General features: G+C 73.3%; 13 protein-coding genes. 8 read left to right on the top strand and 5 right to left on the bottom strand.

The genetic code is table 11. From position 1 onward, the window contains the following. Positions 1–161 precede the first annotated feature (161 nt). Positions 162–1,520, top strand: a complete 1,359-nt coding sequence (locus ACFVVA_RS23235; RefSeq protein WP_387692189.1) for a PP2C family protein-serine/threonine phosphatase — start codon at positions 162–164, stop codon at positions 1,518–1,520. A gap of 31 nt (positions 1,521–1,551) precedes the next feature. On the opposite strand, the gene ACFVVA_RS23230 is transcribed toward ACFVVA_RS23235, so the two are convergent. Beyond that, positions 1,552–2,997, bottom strand: coding sequence for an alpha/beta fold hydrolase (locus tag ACFVVA_RS23230; protein ID WP_387692187.1), 1,446 nt, complete (start codon positions 2,995–2,997; stop codon positions 1,552–1,554). A gap of 378 nt (positions 2,998–3,375) precedes the next feature. Between ACFVVA_RS23230 and ACFVVA_RS23225 the strand changes: the two genes are divergently transcribed. The 5 genes from ACFVVA_RS23225 (at position 3,376) to ACFVVA_RS23205 (ending at position 12,877) form a co-directional block, all read left to right on the top strand. Continuing rightward, positions 3,376–4,494: a hypothetical protein gene (locus ACFVVA_RS23225; protein ID WP_387692185.1), complete on the top strand. Its 1,119-nt coding sequence runs from the start codon at positions 3,376–3,378 to the stop codon at positions 4,492–4,494. A 389-nt stretch (positions 4,495–4,883) separates the two neighbouring features. Next, complete coding sequence (locus tag ACFVVA_RS23220) at positions 4,884–5,444, top strand: hypothetical protein (RefSeq protein WP_387692183.1); 561 nt, start codon at positions 4,884–4,886, stop codon at positions 5,442–5,444. Between the two features lie 712 nt (positions 5,445–6,156). Next, a complete protein-coding gene (locus ACFVVA_RS23215) occupies positions 6,157–6,540 on the top strand; it encodes a CU044_2847 family protein (RefSeq protein ID WP_387692181.1) in 384 nt (127 codons plus the stop codon). Beyond that, positions 6,537–11,321, top strand: a complete 4,785-nt coding sequence (locus tag ACFVVA_RS23210; protein ID WP_387692179.1) for a trypsin-like peptidase domain-containing protein — start codon at positions 6,537–6,539, stop codon at positions 11,319–11,321. The genes ACFVVA_RS23215 and ACFVVA_RS23210 overlap by 4 nt, the downstream gene beginning before the upstream one ends. 374 nt (positions 11,322–11,695) lie before the next feature. Then, a complete protein-coding gene (locus ACFVVA_RS23205) occupies positions 11,696–12,877 on the top strand; it encodes an RICIN domain-containing protein (RefSeq protein WP_387692177.1) in 1,182 nt (393 codons plus the stop codon). Positions 12,878–13,011: 134 nt separating this feature from the next. Here ACFVVA_RS23205 and ACFVVA_RS23200 read toward each other — a convergent pair whose 3' ends face one another. After that, positions 13,012–13,239, bottom strand: coding sequence for a response regulator transcription factor (locus ACFVVA_RS23200; RefSeq protein WP_387692175.1), 228 nt, complete (start codon positions 13,237–13,239; stop codon positions 13,012–13,014). Between the two features lie 57 nt (positions 13,240–13,296). After that, complete coding sequence (locus tag ACFVVA_RS23195; protein ID WP_387692173.1) at positions 13,297–13,467, bottom strand: hypothetical protein; 171 nt, start codon at positions 13,465–13,467, stop codon at positions 13,297–13,299. A 139-nt stretch (positions 13,468–13,606) separates the two neighbouring features. On the opposite strand from ACFVVA_RS23195, the gene ACFVVA_RS23190 reads away from it, so the two are divergent. Next, the gene (locus ACFVVA_RS23190) at positions 13,607–14,626 is read left to right on the top strand and encodes a LuxR C-terminal-related transcriptional regulator (RefSeq protein ID WP_387692171.1); all 1,020 of its coding nucleotides are present in this window, start codon (positions 13,607–13,609) and stop codon (positions 14,624–14,626) included. A gap of 182 nt (positions 14,627–14,808) precedes the next feature. Then, positions 14,809–15,399, top strand: coding sequence for a hypothetical protein (locus ACFVVA_RS23185; RefSeq protein WP_387692169.1), 591 nt, complete (start codon positions 14,809–14,811; stop codon positions 15,397–15,399). A gap of 57 nt (positions 15,400–15,456) precedes the next feature. On the opposite strand, the gene ACFVVA_RS23180 is transcribed toward ACFVVA_RS23185, so the two are convergent. Both ACFVVA_RS23180 and ACFVVA_RS23175 read right to left on the bottom strand, forming a co-directional pair. Continuing rightward, positions 15,457–16,869, bottom strand: a complete 1,413-nt coding sequence (locus tag ACFVVA_RS23180) for a M1 family metallopeptidase (protein ID WP_387692167.1) — start codon at positions 16,867–16,869, stop codon at positions 15,457–15,459. A gap of 27 nt (positions 16,870–16,896) precedes the next feature. Continuing rightward, positions 16,897–17,871, bottom strand: a complete 975-nt coding sequence (locus ACFVVA_RS23175; RefSeq protein ID WP_387692165.1) for a M28 family peptidase — start codon at positions 17,869–17,871, stop codon at positions 16,897–16,899. Positions 17,872–18,032: the final 161 nt, after the last annotated feature.

The raw sequence follows: 18,032 nt of genomic DNA, 5'->3' as shown, positions 1-18,032 counted from the left end.
GCGGCGCCCGCACCAGGACCGGACCCCGGGTCCGTCCGCCGCGCCGGCTCCGGCGCGCGCTATCGGCCCCCCGCGCGCCATCGGCCCCCGCGCCGGGCGCGTGCTCCCGGCCGGGCCGCGGTGGCGTGGGTAGCGTTGGCCGTCATGAACGAGGCGATGTCATGAGCCCCGCGGGGGAGCCCGCCGGGCCACCGGCCGAGGGGGACCTGCCGGGGCCCGGGCCGGACCCGGACGAACAGGCGGAGGGCGCGGCGGCGCAGCTGCGCGCCCTGGCGCGGTCGACGGACCGGCTGCAGGGGCTGCTGTCGGCGGTCCTGGCCATCGGCGGCGACCTGGACCTGCCCGCGGTGCTGCACCGCATCGTCACCACGGCCATGGACCTGGCCGGTGCCCGCTACGGTGCGCTCGGCGTCCTCGCCCCCTCCGGCGACCACCTGGAGCAGTTCGTCACCGCCGGCCTGACGGAGGAGGAGCGCTCGGCCCTCGCCGGAACCGGGTTCCCGCACGGGCGCGGAGTACTGGGCCAGTTGATCCGCCACCCCGAGCCGCTGCGCGTGGACGACATCCCCTCGCACCCGGCCTCGGTCGGTTTCCCCCCGGGCCACCCGCCGATGCGCACCCTGCTGGGCGTGGCGGTCACCGTCCGCGGCGAGATCTACGGCGACCTCTACCTCTCCGAGCGCGTGGACGGCCGGCCGTTCGACCAGGACGACGAGGAGATCGTGCGCGCCCTCGCGGGCGCGGCCGGCATCGCCATCGACAACGCCCGCCTGTTCGGCCAGCTGCGCGACAGCGCGGAGCAATTCCAGCGGCTGCTGCTGCCCACGCTGCCGGACCTGCGCCCGTTCTCCGGGGCCGCGGTCTACCGCACCGCCGCCGAACCGGCCGGAGTCGGCGGCGACTGGTACGACGCCGCGGTCCTGCCCGACCAGGCCTGCGCCGCCGTCATCGGCGACGTCGTCGGGCACGACCTGTACGCCGCCGCCGCCATGGCCCAGGCCCGCAACATGCTGCGCGCCCTGCTGTACGACCGGGGGAGCCCTCCCAGCTCGGTGCTGACCCGGCTCGACCTCACCGTGCGCGCCATCACCGACCTGCCCGTCACCACCGCCTGCCTGGCCCGGATCGAACCCGCCGCCGACGGCTGGACCGTCCACTGGAGCACCGCCGGCCACCCGCCGCCCCTCGTCCTCACCCCCGACGGCCGAGCCCGGTACCTGGCCGGCGAACCCGGCATCCCGCTGGGCATCGACCCCGAGCTCCACCGCCCCGACCACTCCGAGCCGCTGCCCGCGGGAAGCACCGTCGTCCTGTTCACCGACGGCCTCGTCGAACACCCCGACCATCCCATCGACCGCGGCCTGGACGCCCTCGCCGAGCTCGCCGCCGCCCACGCGGGCGAACCCCTGGACGACCTCGTCCGCTTCCTCGCCGACCACCACCCCAGCGACGGCCACGACGACATGGCCGTTCTCGCCATCCGCACCCCCGCCGAGGAGCGGACCGACCGGCGGCCGTAGCCCCGCCCCGGGGCCGACCGTCGACCGTCCGCTACTTCAGCAGGAAGTCGTACACCGCCTGCCGTCCGGCCGGGTTCGCCGCCCGGTTCTGCACCGAGTGCGCCGCGCCCGGGACGATCACGATCTGCGGATGGTGCGCGAACTCGGCCTGCTGGAAGAGCAGTTCATAGGGCGTGGCCAGGTCCCGGTCGCCGCCGAGCAGCAGCACCGGCACGTCGGGCAGCTTGCGGTGCGCCGGCGGGATCGGCGGGACGGGCTCGCGCGGCCAGTCCAGGCAGACCAGGAGGCTGCCGAGCCCGGTCGCGGTCGCCGGGTCGAACGGCCAGGTCTGCTCGGTGGTCAGCCGCTGCCGGGTGCGCTCCAGTGCGGCCGCCCGGCCCTCGACCGGGGTGTCGGTGGTGCCCCACGGGAAGCGCGAGTCGGCGCACAGGGTGGCGGAGTGCAGCCCCTGGCTGAGATCCTCGGCCGGGGCGGCGTCGACCTCCCGGTGGACGAGTTCGAAGAAGTCCTGGAGCTTCGCGGGCTGCCCGGCGGCGGCCTCGTGCAGGATGTCCGGGACCCCGCCGAAGTCCGGGTCGATGAACTCGTAGCCGGTGAGCGCACTCAGGACCTGCGCTCCGTTGCCGTACCGCCGAACGGTGGCGGCGAGGTCGGCGGCCGGGTCGGTGGTGCAGCCGGTGGCCCGGCAGGCGGCCCGCAGGATCCGGGCGCTCGCGGGCAGCGCGGCCAGGTCGAGGGGGTCGAAACCCTGGGGCGGCGCCACCGAGTCGAGCACCAGCCGGGCCACGTGCGCCGGGTGGGCGAGCGCGTACCGCTTCGCGACGATGGTGCCGTAGGAGACGCCGTCCAGGGTCAGGCGCCGGTCGCCGAGGGCGCGGCGCAGCAGGTCGATGTCGGCGACGGTGTCGGCGGTGCTGTAGTGGCGGGCGTCGGTGCCGAGGGCGGTGGCGCAGTCGGCGACGGACTGCTTGCGCGGCAGGGCGAGGTCGGAGGAGCCCATGTCCTCCTGGAGGCCGGGGCATTGGAGCGCGTTCCGGCCGGTGCCGCGCTGGTCGTACATGACCAGGCGGTAGTCCTTGAGGACGGGCTCCAGCTTGCCGGCGATCTGCTTGATCGCCGGGACGCTGGACTGGCCGGGGCCGCCGGTGAGGAACAGCAGGTCGCCCTTGGGGGCCTTGGTGTTGCCGGTGAAGGCGACCGCGAGGTCGAGGCTGCCGGGGGTGGCGCCGCTGTGGTCGAGCGGGACGGTGAGGGTCCCGCAGGTGAACTCGGGTGCGTCCGGGCAGGGTGCCTGCCCGGTGATCCTGCCGCCGGCCAGGGCTTCGCCGCCGGCTGACGCTCCGGCTCCGGCTGACGTTCCGGCTCCGGTCAATGCTCCGGCTCCGGTGGAGGCGAGGGCGGGGGTCGTCAGGGTGGTGCCGGCGACCACCGCGAAGGCGCCCACCAGGGCGGCGATGCGGCCGCGTGTGCTCGTCATGTTCGTCCTTCCGCTCGCACCGCGTCCGTCCGGACACGGTCACGGAAGCAGCCTGCGCCCGGGGCGCGTCGATGGCGAGCGTTCGAGCGGGATCCGAGTGGGAACGAGCCGTCAGGGCCGGATGGCCCCGGAAGGCGGACCGGCGCCCTCCTGCGGGTGTTGCTCCGTCTCGGGCAGGGCGATGCCGACGAGGTCCAGCACCGCACCGAGTATCGGCGCACTGTCGTCACTCAGTGTGATCGGCGTTTGGCGGACGTCGTGAGGCGGGGTGCGGTGGCTTGCGCCTAGCGTGACGTTCCGGGGGCGATCCGAGTACTTCCGCGGGTCGGGCCGTCCGGGAACCGGAGGTCCGGTCCGCCCTCCAGAAGGCATGTGCACATGAAGCTTCGGGCATGTTCGAACGCGCTGGTGACCACCGCGCTGACCCTCGGTCTGGCCGCTGCCGCGTCCCCGGCCGGCGCGGCGGACCCACCGCCGTTCCTGGACCGGCTGCACACCGTGTCCGCCGTCGCGTCCACCGTCCCCGAGAACGGCGACGTCAACCCGTACGGCACGTTCACCATCCAGGAGAGCGTCGGTGACCTGCACCGGGGCAACGTTCTGATCAGCAACTTCAACAACTCGGCCAACCTCCAGGGCACCGGCACCACCCTGGTCCAGGTGACCCCGGGCGGCAGCAGGACGACGTTCGCCACGATCGACCCGAACAACCTGCCCGGCCCCTGCCCCGGCGGGGTCGGCCTGACCACGGCGCTGACCGTCCTGCCCGGCGGCTGGGTCGTGGTCGGCAGCCTGCCCACCGCGGACGGCACGTCCGACACCGCCCAGGCCGGCTGCCTGCTGGTGCTCGACCGGCACGGAACCGTCCGGGAGACCATCGCGGGCGACGGCATCAACGGCCCGTGGGACATGACCGCCGTCAGCACCGGCAAGCGCAGCGAGCTGTTCGTCACCAACGTGCTCAACGGGACGGTCGCCGCCGGCGGCGCGGAGGTCGACCGGGGCACCGTCCTGCGGATCACCCTGTGCACCGAGGACGACCAGCCGCCGCAGCGGGTGGCCACCACCGAGATCGGCTCCGGGTTCCCCGAGCGGACGGACCCGGCGGCCCTGGTGGTCGGCCCGACCGGGGTCGGCCTCGGCCATGACGGCACGCTGTTCGTCGCCGACGCGGTGCTGAGCCGGATCACCGCGATCCCGCACGCGGTCGCCCGCACGGACAGCGCGGGCATCGGCCGGGTCGTCACCGAGGGCGGCGGCCTCAACGCCCCGCTGGGGCTGGCGATCACACCCCGGGGTGACATCCTCACGGTCAACGGCGGGGACGGCAACATCGTCGAGACGACCCCCGAGGGGCGGCAGGTGGCGATCAAGCAGATCAACAACGAGGGCACCCCGCCCGGCGCCGGCGCGCTCTTCGGTCTCGCGCTGGACCTCGACCAGGACGCCGTCTACTTCGTCAACGACGCGGACAACGCCCTCGACGTCCTTCACTGAGCGCGGGAACCAGGAGGAGCGGTGCACCGGCAGTGGTCGCGGCCGGTGCACCGCTGCTTGCCCGCGGCCGGTGCACCGCGGCCCGCCCACGGCGGGTGGATCGGGCGCCTCCCCGGATCGCGCGCCTCCTGGGAACGGGCGTCTCCGTCGGTATTGTGCGGTTCCGGAAAACCGCGGACGAATACCGGAGGGGACCGCTGTGTGTGATGAAGTAGAACGTCGTATCTTCTCAATGTTTGATTCGGATAACGATCAGATCGTTTCCCGGTCGGAATATCTCTCGCGGGTGGACCGGGTGGCTACGGCCCTGGCTCCCGTGCGCGGCGCCGAAGTCGTGGCCCAGGAAATTCGTTGATCGAACCCGAATTCAACAGGAGAAAATCCAGCTCATGAAACCCGTACTCGTCGGCGCCGCACTGACCGCCGTGGCACTCCTCGAAGCGGCCATTCCGGCCGGCGCCGCCTCCGCCGATCCCGAGGTCGACGCCACCTGCGTGCGCACCCTCCACGGCACCTTCGGCACCCCCGTCGGCTCGGGCGGCGGCAACAGGCCCCAGGCCGACACCCTGCACATGACCGGCACCGTGAAGTGCGTCGACCCGGCAGGCCGGCCCGTTGCCGCCGGGACCGTCGACCACACCCTCACCCTGCCGCGCACCGAATGCACCGGCGACGAGCACGGCGACACCTCGGCCACCCGCGTCACCTGGGCGGACGGCGCCGTCTCCACGCTCGGGTTCGACCGCGTCGACGTCGTCAAGGCCTACGGGACCGCCTCGCTGGTCGCCGCCGGCAGGGTCACCTCCGACAGCGCGCGCTTCGCCGGTGACACGCTGAGCGGCGCGGGCACCAGCATCAGCACCGGGTGCGGCACCATGGCGGGCGCCCGCACCGTCGACTCCACGACGGTGATCCGCCTCTCCCACCGGCCGGGGCCGGCAACCGGCTGACGCACCGGAAGCCGCCCCGGGGTCGTCGGCGCGAGGGCCGTGAACAAGAGCTCTCCCGTGGGCGCGCGGCCGGGGAACGCTCTGGGTGCGGTATCGCGATGTCCCAGGTCTGTCGGGAGCGGCGAACGCCGCCGTTCGCGTGCTCGAACGGGAGCGGGGCCCGGGACACGTTGCGGGACGCTCTGTTCATGCTTCCGCCGAGGGCCGCCGGCGAACTCCGGGTGCAGGTCGATCGGCTGGACGGGGTGCTCCTCCGGCGAACGCACCACGAGCCGACGGCGGACCCGGAGTTGGCATGGTGGTACCGCAGGAGCTGACCGCACCCGTGCCGCCTGAACCGCCGGCACCCACGGACCCGGAGAAGGAGCACGATGTCCGGGCGCGCCGGCAGGAAGAAGGCCCGATGGAGGAAGGAGGCCAACCACGGCCGGAAGCCCGGGCCCGATTTCTGGGCCCCCGCGCCTACCGGCCGGCCGGTGGGCGGCGGCATCCGCCCGCCGCTGAGATCCACAAGTCTTAGTACTCATATACGAGTTGTCGCCAGTTCTGTCCGTTCCCGAGGCACTCCCCGGTGCGGGCTTGTACGGTGATTCCCCCTGCCCGGCAGGCGGGTTCCCACGGGTTCGCGCCGGCCGCGTCGGCGGGAGCGATACGGGGACAGGGACAGGGACACCACGCACGCATGGGGCCGATGAGGCTCCGAGGGGGAGAGATGGCGTACCTCGTTGAACTGCCGGTCGGTCCGGGGGGCGGTATCCCGGACGTCGTGAGGATCGAGATCGAGCAGGCCTCGGAGGGCCTGGTGCAGGTGGCCCGGCCCGGCCAGGTGGTGGCCCGTGCCACACGGTCGCTGGGCGAGATGCTGGCCGGGGTGAGGCCGGTGGCGCAGGACTTCGTCGACGGCTTCCGCGGCATGGCCCACGCACCGGACGAGATCGGCATCGAGTTCGGGCTGTCGCTGTCCGCGGAGGCGGACGTGGTGATCTCCAGCACCTCGGCGCAGGCGAACTTCAAGGTCTCGCTGACCTGGAAACGGACACCGGCCGACGGGACGGACCAGGCGGTCGAACCGGCGGCGGAGGAGCCCGCGCCGTGACGGCGCCGGTCCCCGGGCCCGTGGAGGGCGTCGGGTCGAACGCGCTGGACGCCGCGGTGCTGCGGATCCACGACGCGCTGAGCAGGCCGGTCGGCGCGGGCTTCCTGGTCGCACCCGACCTGGCCGTCACCTGTGCGCACGTGGTCTCGGCGGCGCTCGCCGGGCAGGGCGTCGAACCGGGCGTCGGCTCCTGGGTGTTCGTGGACCTGCCCCTGCTGCCGGTGCCGTCCGGGGCGGGCCGGCCGGCCGTGGCGGGGGTGATGGCGGTCGTTGAGCACTGGGTGCCGCGGACCCCGGAGCGTGGCGGGGACGTCGCGGTGCTGCGGCTGGCCGCCCCGCTGGCCGGCGCCCGCCCGGTCCGGCCCGTCGAGACCCGGGCCGAGAACGTCTGGGACCACCCCGTGCGGGTGTTCGGCTTCCCGGTGGGCCGTTCGGACGGGGTCTGGCACGCGGGCGTGCTGCGGGGCCGACAGGGCGGGGGGCTGCTCCAGGTCGACCTCGCCTCCAGGGGCTACCGGGTCTCCGGGGGGTTCAGCGGGAGCCCGGTGTGGGACGACCGCCTCGGCGGGGTGGTCGGCATGGTGACGATCGCCGAGGCGACCGATCCCCCGGTGAGCTACCTGACCCCCACCGACGGACTGACGGCGGCCTGGCCCGGGCTGCGGGCCGTCGCGATGCCGCCGTCGCCGTTCCGCAGCCTGACCTCGTTCCAGGAGTCGGACGCGGCGGTCTTCCACGGCCGGTACACCGAGAGCGAGGAGGTCGCCGTCCTGACGGCGCGCGAGCGCTGGGTCACCGTGGTGGGCCCCTCCGGCTCCGGGAAGTCGTCGCTGGCCATGGCCGGGGTGGTTCCCCGGCGCCGTGCGGCGGGGGCTCTGGCGGTGACCCTGCGGCCGGACTCCGGCAGCAGTCCGCTGTCGGCGCTGGCCGCCGCGCTGCTGCCGCTGCTGGAGCCGTCGCTGTCGGTGACGCAGCGTCTTGAGCGGGCCCCCGTCCTGGCCGCCGTGCTGGCCGGTCCGCAGGGCATGGCCGACCTCGTGCCCCGGCTCCTGGAACTCCACGGTGCGAACCAACTGCTCCTGGTGCTGGACCAGTTCGAGGAGCTGCTGGTGCGCGGCCGGTCCGCCGTCGACGAACTGGCCGCCGTGCTGTTCACCGACACCCTGCCGAACACCGTCCGTGTCCTGACCACCCTGCGGGCCGACTTCCTGGAGGCGGCGCTGGCCCATCCGCTCCTCGGCCCGGTCATCGGCCGGCAGGTCTACGCACTCGGCCCGATGAGCCGCGAACAGCTGCACCAGGTCGTCACCGCGCCGGTCGACGCTGTCGCGGGGGTGCGCTACGCGCCCAACCTGGCCGAGCGACTGCTGGACGACACCGGAGCCGAACCGGGCGCGCTGCCGCTGCTGGGCTTCACCCTCGACCTGCTCTGGCGGCGCCAGGACGCCGGTCTGCTGACCCACCAGGCCTACGAGGCGCTCGGCGGCGTCAAGGGCGCACTGGGCGCCTACGCCAACGACGTCCTGCGGTACAAGGTTTCGCCGGAGGAGGAGCGGGGGGCCGCCCGCCGTCTCTTCACCCAGCTCGTCCGGGTGCCGCTGGGTTCGCTGTCCGCCACCCGTCGGACGGCGCTGCGCACCGAGCTCGGCGAGGACGAGTGGCGCATCGCCCAGCGGCTCGCCGACGAGCGGCTGCTGGTCGTCGGGCGCAGCGCCGAAGGCGCGGACACGGTGGAGCTCGCGCACGAGGCGCTGATCAACGCCTGGGACAAGCTGCGCGCCTGGGTCGAGGAGGACCGCGCGTTCCTGGCCTGGAGGGAGGTCCTGCGGCACGACCGGGAGCGCTGGGAGCGCGGCGGGCGCGACCACGATCTGCTGCCGAAGAGGATCACGCTGGCGGGCGCCGAGCCCTGGTTGCACAGCCGGGCCGGGGATCTGAGCGAGGCCGAACGGGACTACCTGCAACGCGGTCGCGTCCACCGCCGGTCGCGCCGGCGGAGGCAGGGCACGGTGGCCGCGGCGCTGTGCGTGACGCTGCTGGCCGCCGTGACCGGGGGCGTGCTCACCGTGCGGGAACGCCACGCCACCGCCCGGGAGAGGGACGCCACCGCCCAGAAGGCGGCGGTCGTGAACTCCAAGGATCTGGCCGCCCGCGCGCAGGCCCTCGGCGGCACCGATCCCGGACTGGCCGCCCAGTTCGCGATCGCCGCCCACCGGACGTCCCCCACCCAGGAGGCCGCCGCCCAGCTGTACGACCTGAGCGGCTCGTTGCTGAACAGTGTCGTCGGCGAGGCCGGCAAGGACACCCTCGTCATGGCGACCTCCGCCCGTGCGTCCCTGGTCGCCGCGGTGAACCAGGACGGAGTGGTCCGGATCTGGGACATCGCCGACCCGGACGCGCCGGCGCTCCGCTCGACCGTCGAGGTCGGCCTGACGGGCATTGCCCTGACCCCGGACGGGTCCCACCTGGCCGCCTCGTGCGGCACCGGGGGAGGCCTGTGCCTGTGGAGCCTCGCCGACCCCGGGAGGCCCGTGATCGCGGCCCGGCTGCCCTTGGCGACCGACCCGGCGGGGGAACGGGCGGGCGTCATGTCGATGGCCACCAGTGCGGACGGCACGCTGCTGGCAGCGGCCCTGGGAAACGGCGACACCCGCCTGTGGTCGATCGCCCGGCCCACCGCCCCCACGGAGCTCGCCCGGCTGCGCAACCCGACCGGGCAGGGGCCCGGGGCCCTCGCCGCCGTGGCCTTCTCGCCGCGGGGAAGTCTGCTCGCCACCACCGTTCTCGGCGGCAGGACCCAGCTGTGGGACATCGCCGACCCGGTCAACCCGGTCAACCCGGTCGACCCGGCCAATCCGGCCACCCTGGAGACCGGGTACAAGTCGATCGTCTTCAGCCCCGACGGCGGCATGCTGGCCGCCGGAAGCCAGCGGGACGTCGGTCTCTGGCGGCTCGGGGACCCGGCCCACCCCGAGGCCGTCAGAGTCTCGACGGGGGGCTCCGCGAACGTGAGCGCGGTGGCCTTCAGCCGGGACGGCCGCCAGCTCGCCTACGGCGGGACGGACGTGAAGGACCCCAAGGGCGATCTGTGCGTCGTCCCCCTGTCCGCGGACAACCTGGCCCTGGGGTCCGCGAAGTCGAGCTGCATGAAGACGGCCGCCGGCCTCTACGCCATGGCCACGACCGGGGCCGGCGGGCTGCTGACGGTGGGCGGCGACGGTGTGCTGCGCCGGTGGCGCGCACCGGTCCGGCAGATCGACGAGGCCCGGCTGCCCGGCGGCCTCCCCTCCTGGTCGTTCAGCCCGGACGGCCGCCTGATGGCCGCGGCGCAGCAGGTCACCGCGACTGCGCCGACCCCGACCACGCGGTCCGTCGGGCTCTGGGACCTCTCCGCGTCCACGGGCCCCGCCCTCGTCGCGACCCTGCCGGTCTCCGTGCGGAGCACCGCGTTCCTCCGCGCGGACGCGCTGCTGACCGTCGGATGGGAGGGCGAGGTCCGGCTCTGGAACGTGAGTGATCCGCACCACCCGGTCAAGGCCGCCTCGCTCGGCACCGCCGACTTCCCCGCCACCCCGTCGGCCGTCGGTGACGTGATCATCAGCTTCGGGGTGACCTGGGACGACGGTGGCCACCTCATCGCGGTGATCAGGGGCCGGGTGCTCCACCTGTGGCGGGTCACCGACTCGCTCGACGCGACGGAGGCCGGCTCGATCCCCGCCCCCGACGCCGACGGCCACGACGCCGGCCTGCTGAACCACGGCCGCACGGCCTACCTGGCGAGCAAGGCCGGTTTCGACTGGTGGGACGTCAGCGACCCGGCGAAACCGAGGCGCACCGGCTCCTCGGCGATCAAACCCCCGGAGGGCTCCTCCGATTCCGGTGGCTCCGCCGACTCGCTGAACATGGGTTCCGCGCTCTCCCGCGACACCCCGGCCGGTACGGTCATGGCCGTCACGAGTACACCGGACATCACCTGCAAGTGCTCGGCCCTGGAACTGTTCCACTTCACCGCCGGCGGCGAGCCGACGTCGAGGGTCACCGTGCCCGGTGCCTTCAACGACGTCCTGGGCCTGAGCGGTGACGGCCGGCTGCTCGCCGCCGGCGCCAACAACGGAAGCGCCGTCTCTCTGGGACACCGGCGATCCGGGGCATCCCCGTCCCGAGACGACCATTCAGACGGTGCAGGGTGTCAAGGGCGTCGAATTCGCCCAGAACGGCGCGCTCATGGCCATCTGGAACAGCAGCACCCTGGAACTCTGGGACGTCCGCAACCCCACCGCTCCCGTTCTGGTGGCCTCCGTCGCCAATCCGAGCGGCGACACGATCCGCGCGGTCGCGCTCGTGGCGACCGGGCCCACCCTCCTCGTCGCCTCCAACCGGACCGTCTCGCTGCTCGACACCGATCCCGCCAGGCTCGCCGACCGCCTGTGCTCCTACAGCAGGGGCTCCGTCAGCCCCGCCCAATGGCGCCTGTACGCGCCCGACATCGCCTACCGGAACCCGTGCCCGAGCCGCTGACAGGGCTGCGGCCGTCCTCGGCCGCAGCTGCGGACAACCCTCAGGCTCCGTGCTCCCGGGCGGACGCGATGGCCGCCCGTACCGTTTCCAGCAGGGCTTCCAGGCCCTGGGCCCGCTGCCATTCCTCGGCCGACAGGTGCCAGGTGTGCTGTGTCGCCGGGGCCTCGGGCGGACCGGCGACGACCTCGACGGTCCGCCTCCCCTTCCGATCGGGGCCCGTGACCCGCAGGTCCGTGTTCCGGATGTGGAACCGCTTCGGATAGCTCCCGAAGACCTCCAGGATCCGGCCGTCGAACGTGTAGAACTCTCTGCCTGCCCTGGCCGTGATCTCGTCGGTCATGGGGCGACGCTACAGGCGGGACCCGCGGCTGTCAGGCCCCCCGTCCGGCGGCAGGTCCGTCACCGCTCCGGCCGCGGGGCGTGTCACGTGATCCAGGTACCGCCGCTCCGGCACCGGATCTTCGTGACTGTCCGTGACCATCGCGGCTCGGCAGGATCTACCTCACCGAACGGAACGCCGGCAGGAAGGCGGACCGGACAGGTGGCGGCGGTGACGCCCCCCTGGCCGCCCGCACCCGTACCGGGTTGTGCCGGTCCGCCTGACGCTTCCTCCGAACTCGCCCGAAAGCAGCCCATCATGAGCGCCGTTAGCGCCCGCCTGAAGAAGTCCGCCACCGCCACCGCCCTGGCCGTCAGCCTCCTCGCCGGGGCCGGTACGGCTCTGGTCGCGGCCCCGACCCCGGCCGTTGCGGCCGACTGCGCCGGCAAGGACGGCGTCGGAGGTGGCAACTGCACCAGCGCCCTGATCGGCGCCGTCGCCGACACCGTCAAGTTCGTCCTCGGTGCGGCCAACCAGGCGAAGATGGAGAACGCCCAGTTCACCCAGGCCCTGGTCTCGAAGCTGAGCAGTGCCGCGCCCGGCTACAACGTCCTCGTCTTCAAGTACGACGGGACGGACGCCTTTGACACCAAGTGGTTCAAGAACGACTACTCGGCGAACATGCGGGGGGTGATGTTCGAGGACGACGTCAAGCTGGAGCACCACGACAAGGAGGGCGGGCCGCAGGGCTACGACGACTTCAAGGTCTGGGTCTTCGCGGGCGAGTCGACCTTCGTCAACTACGGTGACGGCGGCTTCATGAACTGGGCCTTCATCGGCCATGACTCGGACACCAGCGGCCGTGGGGGCCGGATCATCCACTTCCCGGCCCGGGTGGTGCCGGGGTCCTCCAGCGGCTCCACCCCTCCGCCCGGAACCCCCTCGACGCCTCAGGTGCCGATCGGCGGCCAGATCATCACCGTCCCCGCGATCCCCATCAGCAGCCCGGGGACCCCCGGCATCCCCGCGCACGAGACCGGCGACACCGGGACCAACATCCCCGCCGGCCACATCCGGATGGGGTTCGGTGTCGCCGACTCGGGCGCCGCCCAGCTGAGCGGCACGCTGCACCCGAGCGTCAAGAACGGCCGGGCCCCCGCCGCCAACGGCTCCGCGAGCGGCACCCCGGTCACCGCCGCCACCAGCACCGCCGCCAAGGCCACCGGCTGGGTCTTCACCCAGGACGCCGGCGGGCTCTACAGGATCACCAACGCCGTCACCGGCCTCGCCCTCACCGAGAACACCAAGAGCTACCTGGCCGAGGCGCGCCCCTGGACGGGCTCCGCCGCCCAGAAGTGGGAGGTCTTCGCGTTCGGTGACGGCGAGTACCAGATCCGGGTCAGCACCGACGACTGCCTCACCTACGACGAGGACAACAAGGCCCTCGGCGTCTGGACCTGCACCAACGACTGGAACCAGCGCTGGACGATCAAGGCCTGACCGTCCCGCGCCCGGCCCCGCCCCTGCGCCCGACCCCTCGCCCGACCCCGCCCCTGACTCCGCCCCTGCCGGGACCCGCCGGCGGGGGCGGGCCCGTGTCCGGCCCGACGTCGCGCACGCGCCCCGGGGCCGCGTCACGAGACGGGGAGGCCGTGGCCGTGGGTAAAGGCGAACAGGGCCAGCTGCATGCGGGTGGTGGCGCCGGTCTTGCTGCGGATCCGTCGGAGGTAGGTGTCGACGGTGTGCGGGCTGAGCTGGAGGCGGCGCGCGATGGTGTCGTAGGTGGCTCCTCGGGCCAGCAGCTCCAGCACCTCCACCTCCCGGCGGCTCAGAGCGGGGGTGGCGGTGGCGGGTCGGGACATCGGGGCACTCTCCTGGCTGAGGGGACGTCGGACGGGAGCGGTGGTCACGGCGACCGCTCAGTAGATGGGCTGGCAGCCGGGGGTCGTGCACGCGCCGCCCCACGAGGTGTCGTCCGCGTGAACGTTGCGGGCCGCCGTCGCGTGGTCCTGCGGAACGGCGAGCGCGGCGGGGGCGCTGATCCCGAGAAGTGTCGCGAGCAGTACGGCGGCGGTGATGAAACGCTTCATGGAGTCCTCCTGGAGGGAACCTCAACGGTCCGCCGAGCGGGTCCCGGCCTGTGATCTAGCATGTCGCCGAGATGATCACGCGCCTACGGGCCGACCACCTCACCAAGCTGGGTGGCAGCAAAGTGACTGGGGGATGTACATGGACATTTCCGGTGAACCGGACGATCGGGCGGGCGGAACGGAACCCGATCAGGTCGACGTGGCGGTCTACTCCTGGGTACTGGAACACCACCGGCTCGAACCCGAGGCCATCGCCGCCGAGTTGGGACTGGAGCCGGACCGGGCCGCCGCCTCGGTGCGCCGACTGAGCGCCCTGCGCCTGGTGTACCCGGACCCGCAGGACCCGGCAGCGGGCTACGCCGTCGCACCGGAGGTCGCGATGGCCCGGCTCGCCGCCCCCGTCGAGGCCCGGATCCGGCGCGAGCAGGAGGAGCTGGCCAGGGGACAGGCCCGACTCGTCGGCTTCTTCCCCCACTACCAGCGGGGCGGACGGACGGCCGGCGCCGGTGAGGGGGTCGAGGTCATCAGCAGCCTGCAGGAGGTACGGGCGGCACTCGACCGGGCCTCGGACAGCTGCCGGAGCGAGGTGCTGGCCAGCCAGCCCGGTGGCGGAAGCCGCGTGCCGGAAGCCATGGAGGAAGCACTCGGCCGTGACCGCGCGCTGCTCGCCCGCGGGGTGCGGATGCGCACGCTCTACCACCACACCGCACGCTTCAACGGTCCCAGCCAGGCGTACGTGGAAGCGGCCTCGCCGCTCGGCGGCGAGTACCGCACCGTCCACGAGCTGTTCGGCCGCATCATCGTCTTCGACCGCGAACTCGCCTTCATCCCCGCGAGCGACGGTTCCTGGGGAGCGGTGGCGGTCCGTCAGGAGTCACTGGTCGCCTATCTGTGCGAGATCTTCGAACAGTCCTGGTCGTGTGCCAGGCCGTTCTCCGCCGCCACCGAGGACGGCCTGGAGCAGGTCTCCCAGGAGATCGACCGGACCATCCTGCGGCTGCTCGCCGCCGGGCTCAAGGACGAGACGATCGCCCGCCGCCTCGGGATGTCCCTGCGCACCGCGCGGCGTCACATCGCCGACATCATGGGGCAGTTGGATGCCGAGAGCCGGTTCCAGGCGGGTGTGGCCGCCGCCCGTACCGGGCTGCTGGGCGAGTAGCGGCACCCCGGGAGGCAGGGGGCGGGGGCGGCCGGGTCACTCGGGGGCGGGGGTCACGCGAGTCCGGGACCGGAGGCCCGGGACCGGGTTCGCGTGACTGTCCCGGCGCCACCACGGGAATCCATGATGGAGCCCGGCGAAGGGAAGCCTCCCGACGCGAGGCTCCGGAACGGAGGACGACGGTGCAGTGGGGGCCGGACGATGAGGAGAACGAACCGGCCGACGAGAGCGGCTACCTCCGGGAACTCGCCGCGTTCCTCTCGGCCCGGTCCGGTGGAGGACCGGCCGTCCTGTGGACGGACTACGAGCCCCCCGTCACCGGCGACCCGTCCGCGGCGGAGGCCGCGGCAGCCCTCGCCACCGGGCTGAGCACACTGCTGGGCGTCACCGTGCGGACCCTCCCTCAGGACCCCGCGGACCCGCACGCGGCACAGATGCGACAGGCCGATTCGGAGGAACTCCTGGTACTCCAGCTGTCCTCCGTCACCGACATCCTGGTCGGTGCGCCGACCGCCTCGGCGGCCTCGACGGACGCGATCCCCGGTCCGATCGGCTCCACCGGCTCCAGCAGCTCCACCGCCTCGACCGACGCGCACCGGGTGCCGCTGGCGGTGCGACTGCGGGGCGGCCAGGCGCTCTTCGTCCCGCGCCGCTCGACCTGCACGCTGCTGCCCGAGCCGGGCTCCCGGCATGCGGTGCTTCGGATCCCGACACCGCGGACCGGGCCGGGGGCCCGTCCCGGGGGAGGCCCCGGCCCCGACGTCGGCCGGTAGCCACCGGGGTGATCCCGGTGCGACTCCGGTCCGGAGCCGCACCGGCCCGGCGGCGGGCTACCGGTTGCCCAGGGGGCCCGGGTAGAGGTACTCCTCGGCGGGGAGCGTGGTCCCGTGGGCCCAGGCGTCGAAGAAGCCCTTGAGGTCCTTGCCCGACACCCGTGCGGCCAGTGCCTCGAACTGCGGGAACGAGGCGTTGCCGTAGGCGTGGTCGGCGGTCCAGCGGCGCAGGGTGGCGAAGAACGCGTCGTCGCCGACGGTGCGCCGCAGGGCGTGCAGCATCAGGGAGCCCTTGAAGTACAGGGCGGGGGCGAGCTCCTTGCCCTTCCCGGGGTCGTACAGCTTCGTGGACCAGAACGAGGGGTTGTCCTTGTTCTCGGCGACCACGTGGGGGTAGAAGCCGGTGTCCAGGTCGGCGCCGTTGTGCTCCTCCCACAGCTGGTTGGCGTACTGGGCGAAGCACTCGGCGATGCAGCCGTCGCGCCAGTCGGTGAACGAGACGCTGTTGCCGAACCACTGGTGGGCGCTCTCGTGGACCACCCCTTCGTCGTAGAGGGCCCCGATGTACGTCGGCCGGCTCTGGGTCTCCAGAGCCGCCGCACCGCGTCCGGGATTCTCGGACTCGCCGACCACGATCGCGCCCGCGGAGGAGAACGGGTACGGGCCGAACTTCGAGGCCAGGAAGGCCAGGACGTCCGGTTGCGCGGCCTCCGTGGCCGCGTCGATCGGGACGTCCGGGCTGTACGCCGTGATGACGGGCTTGCCGTCGGGCAGCTGCGTCCGGTGGACGGTGAACCGGTCGACGGCGACCGTGCCGAGGTACGTCGCCATCGGCCGGTCCTCCCGCCAGCGGAACGTCGTCGTGCCGTTGGCGGTGGTGGTCGGCCCCGGCAGGCCGTTGCCGATGGCGGTCCAGCCGTCGGGGACGGTCGCGGTGAGGGCGAAGGTGGCCTTGTCGGACGGGTGGTCGTTCGACGGGTACCACGAGGTCGCGGAGTGCGGTTCGCCCGACACGTTCGCGCCGCCGTTCCGCAGGGTGTGCCAGCCCTCGGCGTCGGGCGTGCCGGCGTACGTCACCCGGACGGCGAACGTGGCGCCCCGGGCGACCCGTTGGGCCGGGACGACGACCAGCTTGTGCTCGCCGGAGCGCGAGAAGGACCGCGCCGGCGTGCCGTTCACGGTGACCGAGGCGACCGTGAAGCCCTTCAGGTCCAGGCTGAAGCGGTCCAGCGCCTGGACGGCCCGGGCGGTGACGGTCGTGTCGCCGTCCAGGTGGTCCGTGCGCGCCGGGTCGTAGGCGATCCGGACGTCGTAGTGCCCCACGTCGTAGCCGGAGTCGCCGTCGTCGGGGAAGTACGGGTCCCCGAGGCCGGCCGCCGAGGCGGGCAGGGCCGTCAGGGCGACGCCGAGGGCGGTCGCGGTCGCCAGCACGGCGGCGGTCCGGCGGCGGGTGGTCGGTGTTGCGGGCATCCGTGTCTCCTGCGGGGTGTCGGGTGGTCAGGGCCGGGCGGTGGCGGGGGTGGTGGCGGCGAGCTGCCACACCACGCCGATCAGGGCGTTGGTGCTGGTGGTCTGCGTCGCCGGGTCGACGTTGGCGAGGTTGTCGCAGGCATCGTGGATGCAGTCGGAGATGCCGGTGCTGAAGCCGGAGGACGGGATGCCGGCCTTGCCGAACGACTCGTTGTCCGACCCGCCCACGCCGATGTCGAAGGTGGCGAGCCCCCGGGCGGCGAACCACGACTCGAAGACCTGCCCGGCCGCGCTGTCGGCCTGCTGACCGTCCTTCACCACGAACCACTGCTGGGTGTTCCGGCTGCCGGTCTGGTCGAAGTTGAGGTACAGGTCGACGGCCTTGCGGTCGGCGTCGGACAGGCCGCGGACGTAGTCGGCGGAGCCGACCAGCCCGACCTCCTCGGCCCCCCACCAGGCGAACCGCAGGTGCCGGGCGGGCTTCAACCGGGCCTTGGCCACCTGGAGGGCGGCGGTCAGCACCGTGGCCGACCCGGACCCGTTGTCGTTGATCCCCGGGCCCTGCTTGACGCTGTCCAGGTGGGCGCCGGAGAGCAGCACGTGGTTCGGGTCGCCGCCGGGCCAGTCGGCGATCAGGTTGTAGCCGGTCGCGCCGTCGTGCGAGAAGCGGCGCACTTCGGTGCGGAAGCCGGCCCGGTCCAGCGCGTGGCGCACGTACGCCAGCGACTCCGCGTACCCGCGGGTGCCGTGCGCGCGGTTGCCGCCGTTGCGATCGGCGATCTGCTGCAGGGCCCGCAGGTGCGGCATCACGTCCTCCTCCGCGACGGTCGGCGCGGTGGCGGGCGCGGAGGGGACCGCGGTGGCCGCCGTGGCGGCGGAGGGGACCGCGGACAGGACCAGGGCCACGCCGAGGACACCGGCGGCGAGGGACAGCGGACGGGAGGACGGCTTCGGGGAGGGCTTCAGGGACGACTTCGGGGACGACTTCGGGGACGGCTTCACGAGGGGCCTCTCGGGAGGGGACCGGGGCACTCGGCCCCGGCTGACCCCGCCACACTTTCCGCCCGATGTCAGGAAGTTGTCAGGAAGCAGTCGGAAAGCGGTGGTGACGTGGGCGGATACGGTCGTGGAACGGCGATCGGACGGCGCTTTACGATCATCCG

Origin of the sequence: Kitasatospora sp. NPDC058048 (genome assembly GCF_042885555.1) — a bacterium.
GTDB classification, from domain to species: Bacteria; Actinomycetota; Actinomycetes; order Streptomycetales; family Streptomycetaceae; genus Kitasatospora; species Kitasatospora lactacystinica.
Note: the sequence above shows the minus strand (reverse complement) of the source record. Positions and strands in the feature narration are given on the sequence as shown.

What these genes read in the sequence shown, in the direction of transcription:
- ACFVVA_RS23235 (WP_387692189.1), top strand. Translation starts at nt 162, where the DNA reads ATGAGCCCCGCGGGGGAGCCCGCCGGGCCACCGGCCGAGGGGGACCTG.
- ACFVVA_RS23230 (WP_387692187.1), bottom strand. Translation starts at nt 2,997, where the DNA reads ATGACGAGCACACGCGGCCGCATCGCCGCCCTGGTGGGCGCCTTCGCG.
- ACFVVA_RS23225 (WP_387692185.1), top strand. Translation starts at nt 3,376, where the DNA reads ATGAAGCTTCGGGCATGTTCGAACGCGCTGGTGACCACCGCGCTGACC.
- ACFVVA_RS23220 (WP_387692183.1), top strand. Translation starts at nt 4,884, where the DNA reads ATGAAACCCGTACTCGTCGGCGCCGCACTGACCGCCGTGGCACTCCTC.
- ACFVVA_RS23215 (WP_387692181.1), top strand. Translation starts at nt 6,157, where the DNA reads ATGGCGTACCTCGTTGAACTGCCGGTCGGTCCGGGGGGCGGTATCCCG.
- ACFVVA_RS23205 (WP_387692177.1), top strand. Translation starts at nt 11,696, where the DNA reads ATGAGCGCCGTTAGCGCCCGCCTGAAGAAGTCCGCCACCGCCACCGCC.
- ACFVVA_RS23200 (WP_387692175.1), bottom strand. Translation starts at nt 13,239, where the DNA reads ATGTCCCGACCCGCCACCGCCACCCCCGCTCTGAGCCGCCGGGAGGTG.
- ACFVVA_RS23195 (WP_387692173.1), bottom strand. Translation starts at nt 13,467, where the DNA reads ATGAAGCGTTTCATCACCGCCGCCGTACTGCTCGCGACACTTCTCGGG.
- ACFVVA_RS23190 (WP_387692171.1), top strand. Translation starts at nt 13,607, where the DNA reads ATGGACATTTCCGGTGAACCGGACGATCGGGCGGGCGGAACGGAACCC.
- ACFVVA_RS23180 (WP_387692167.1), bottom strand. Translation starts at nt 16,869, where the DNA reads ATGCCCGCAACACCGACCACCCGCCGCCGGACCGCCGCCGTGCTGGCG.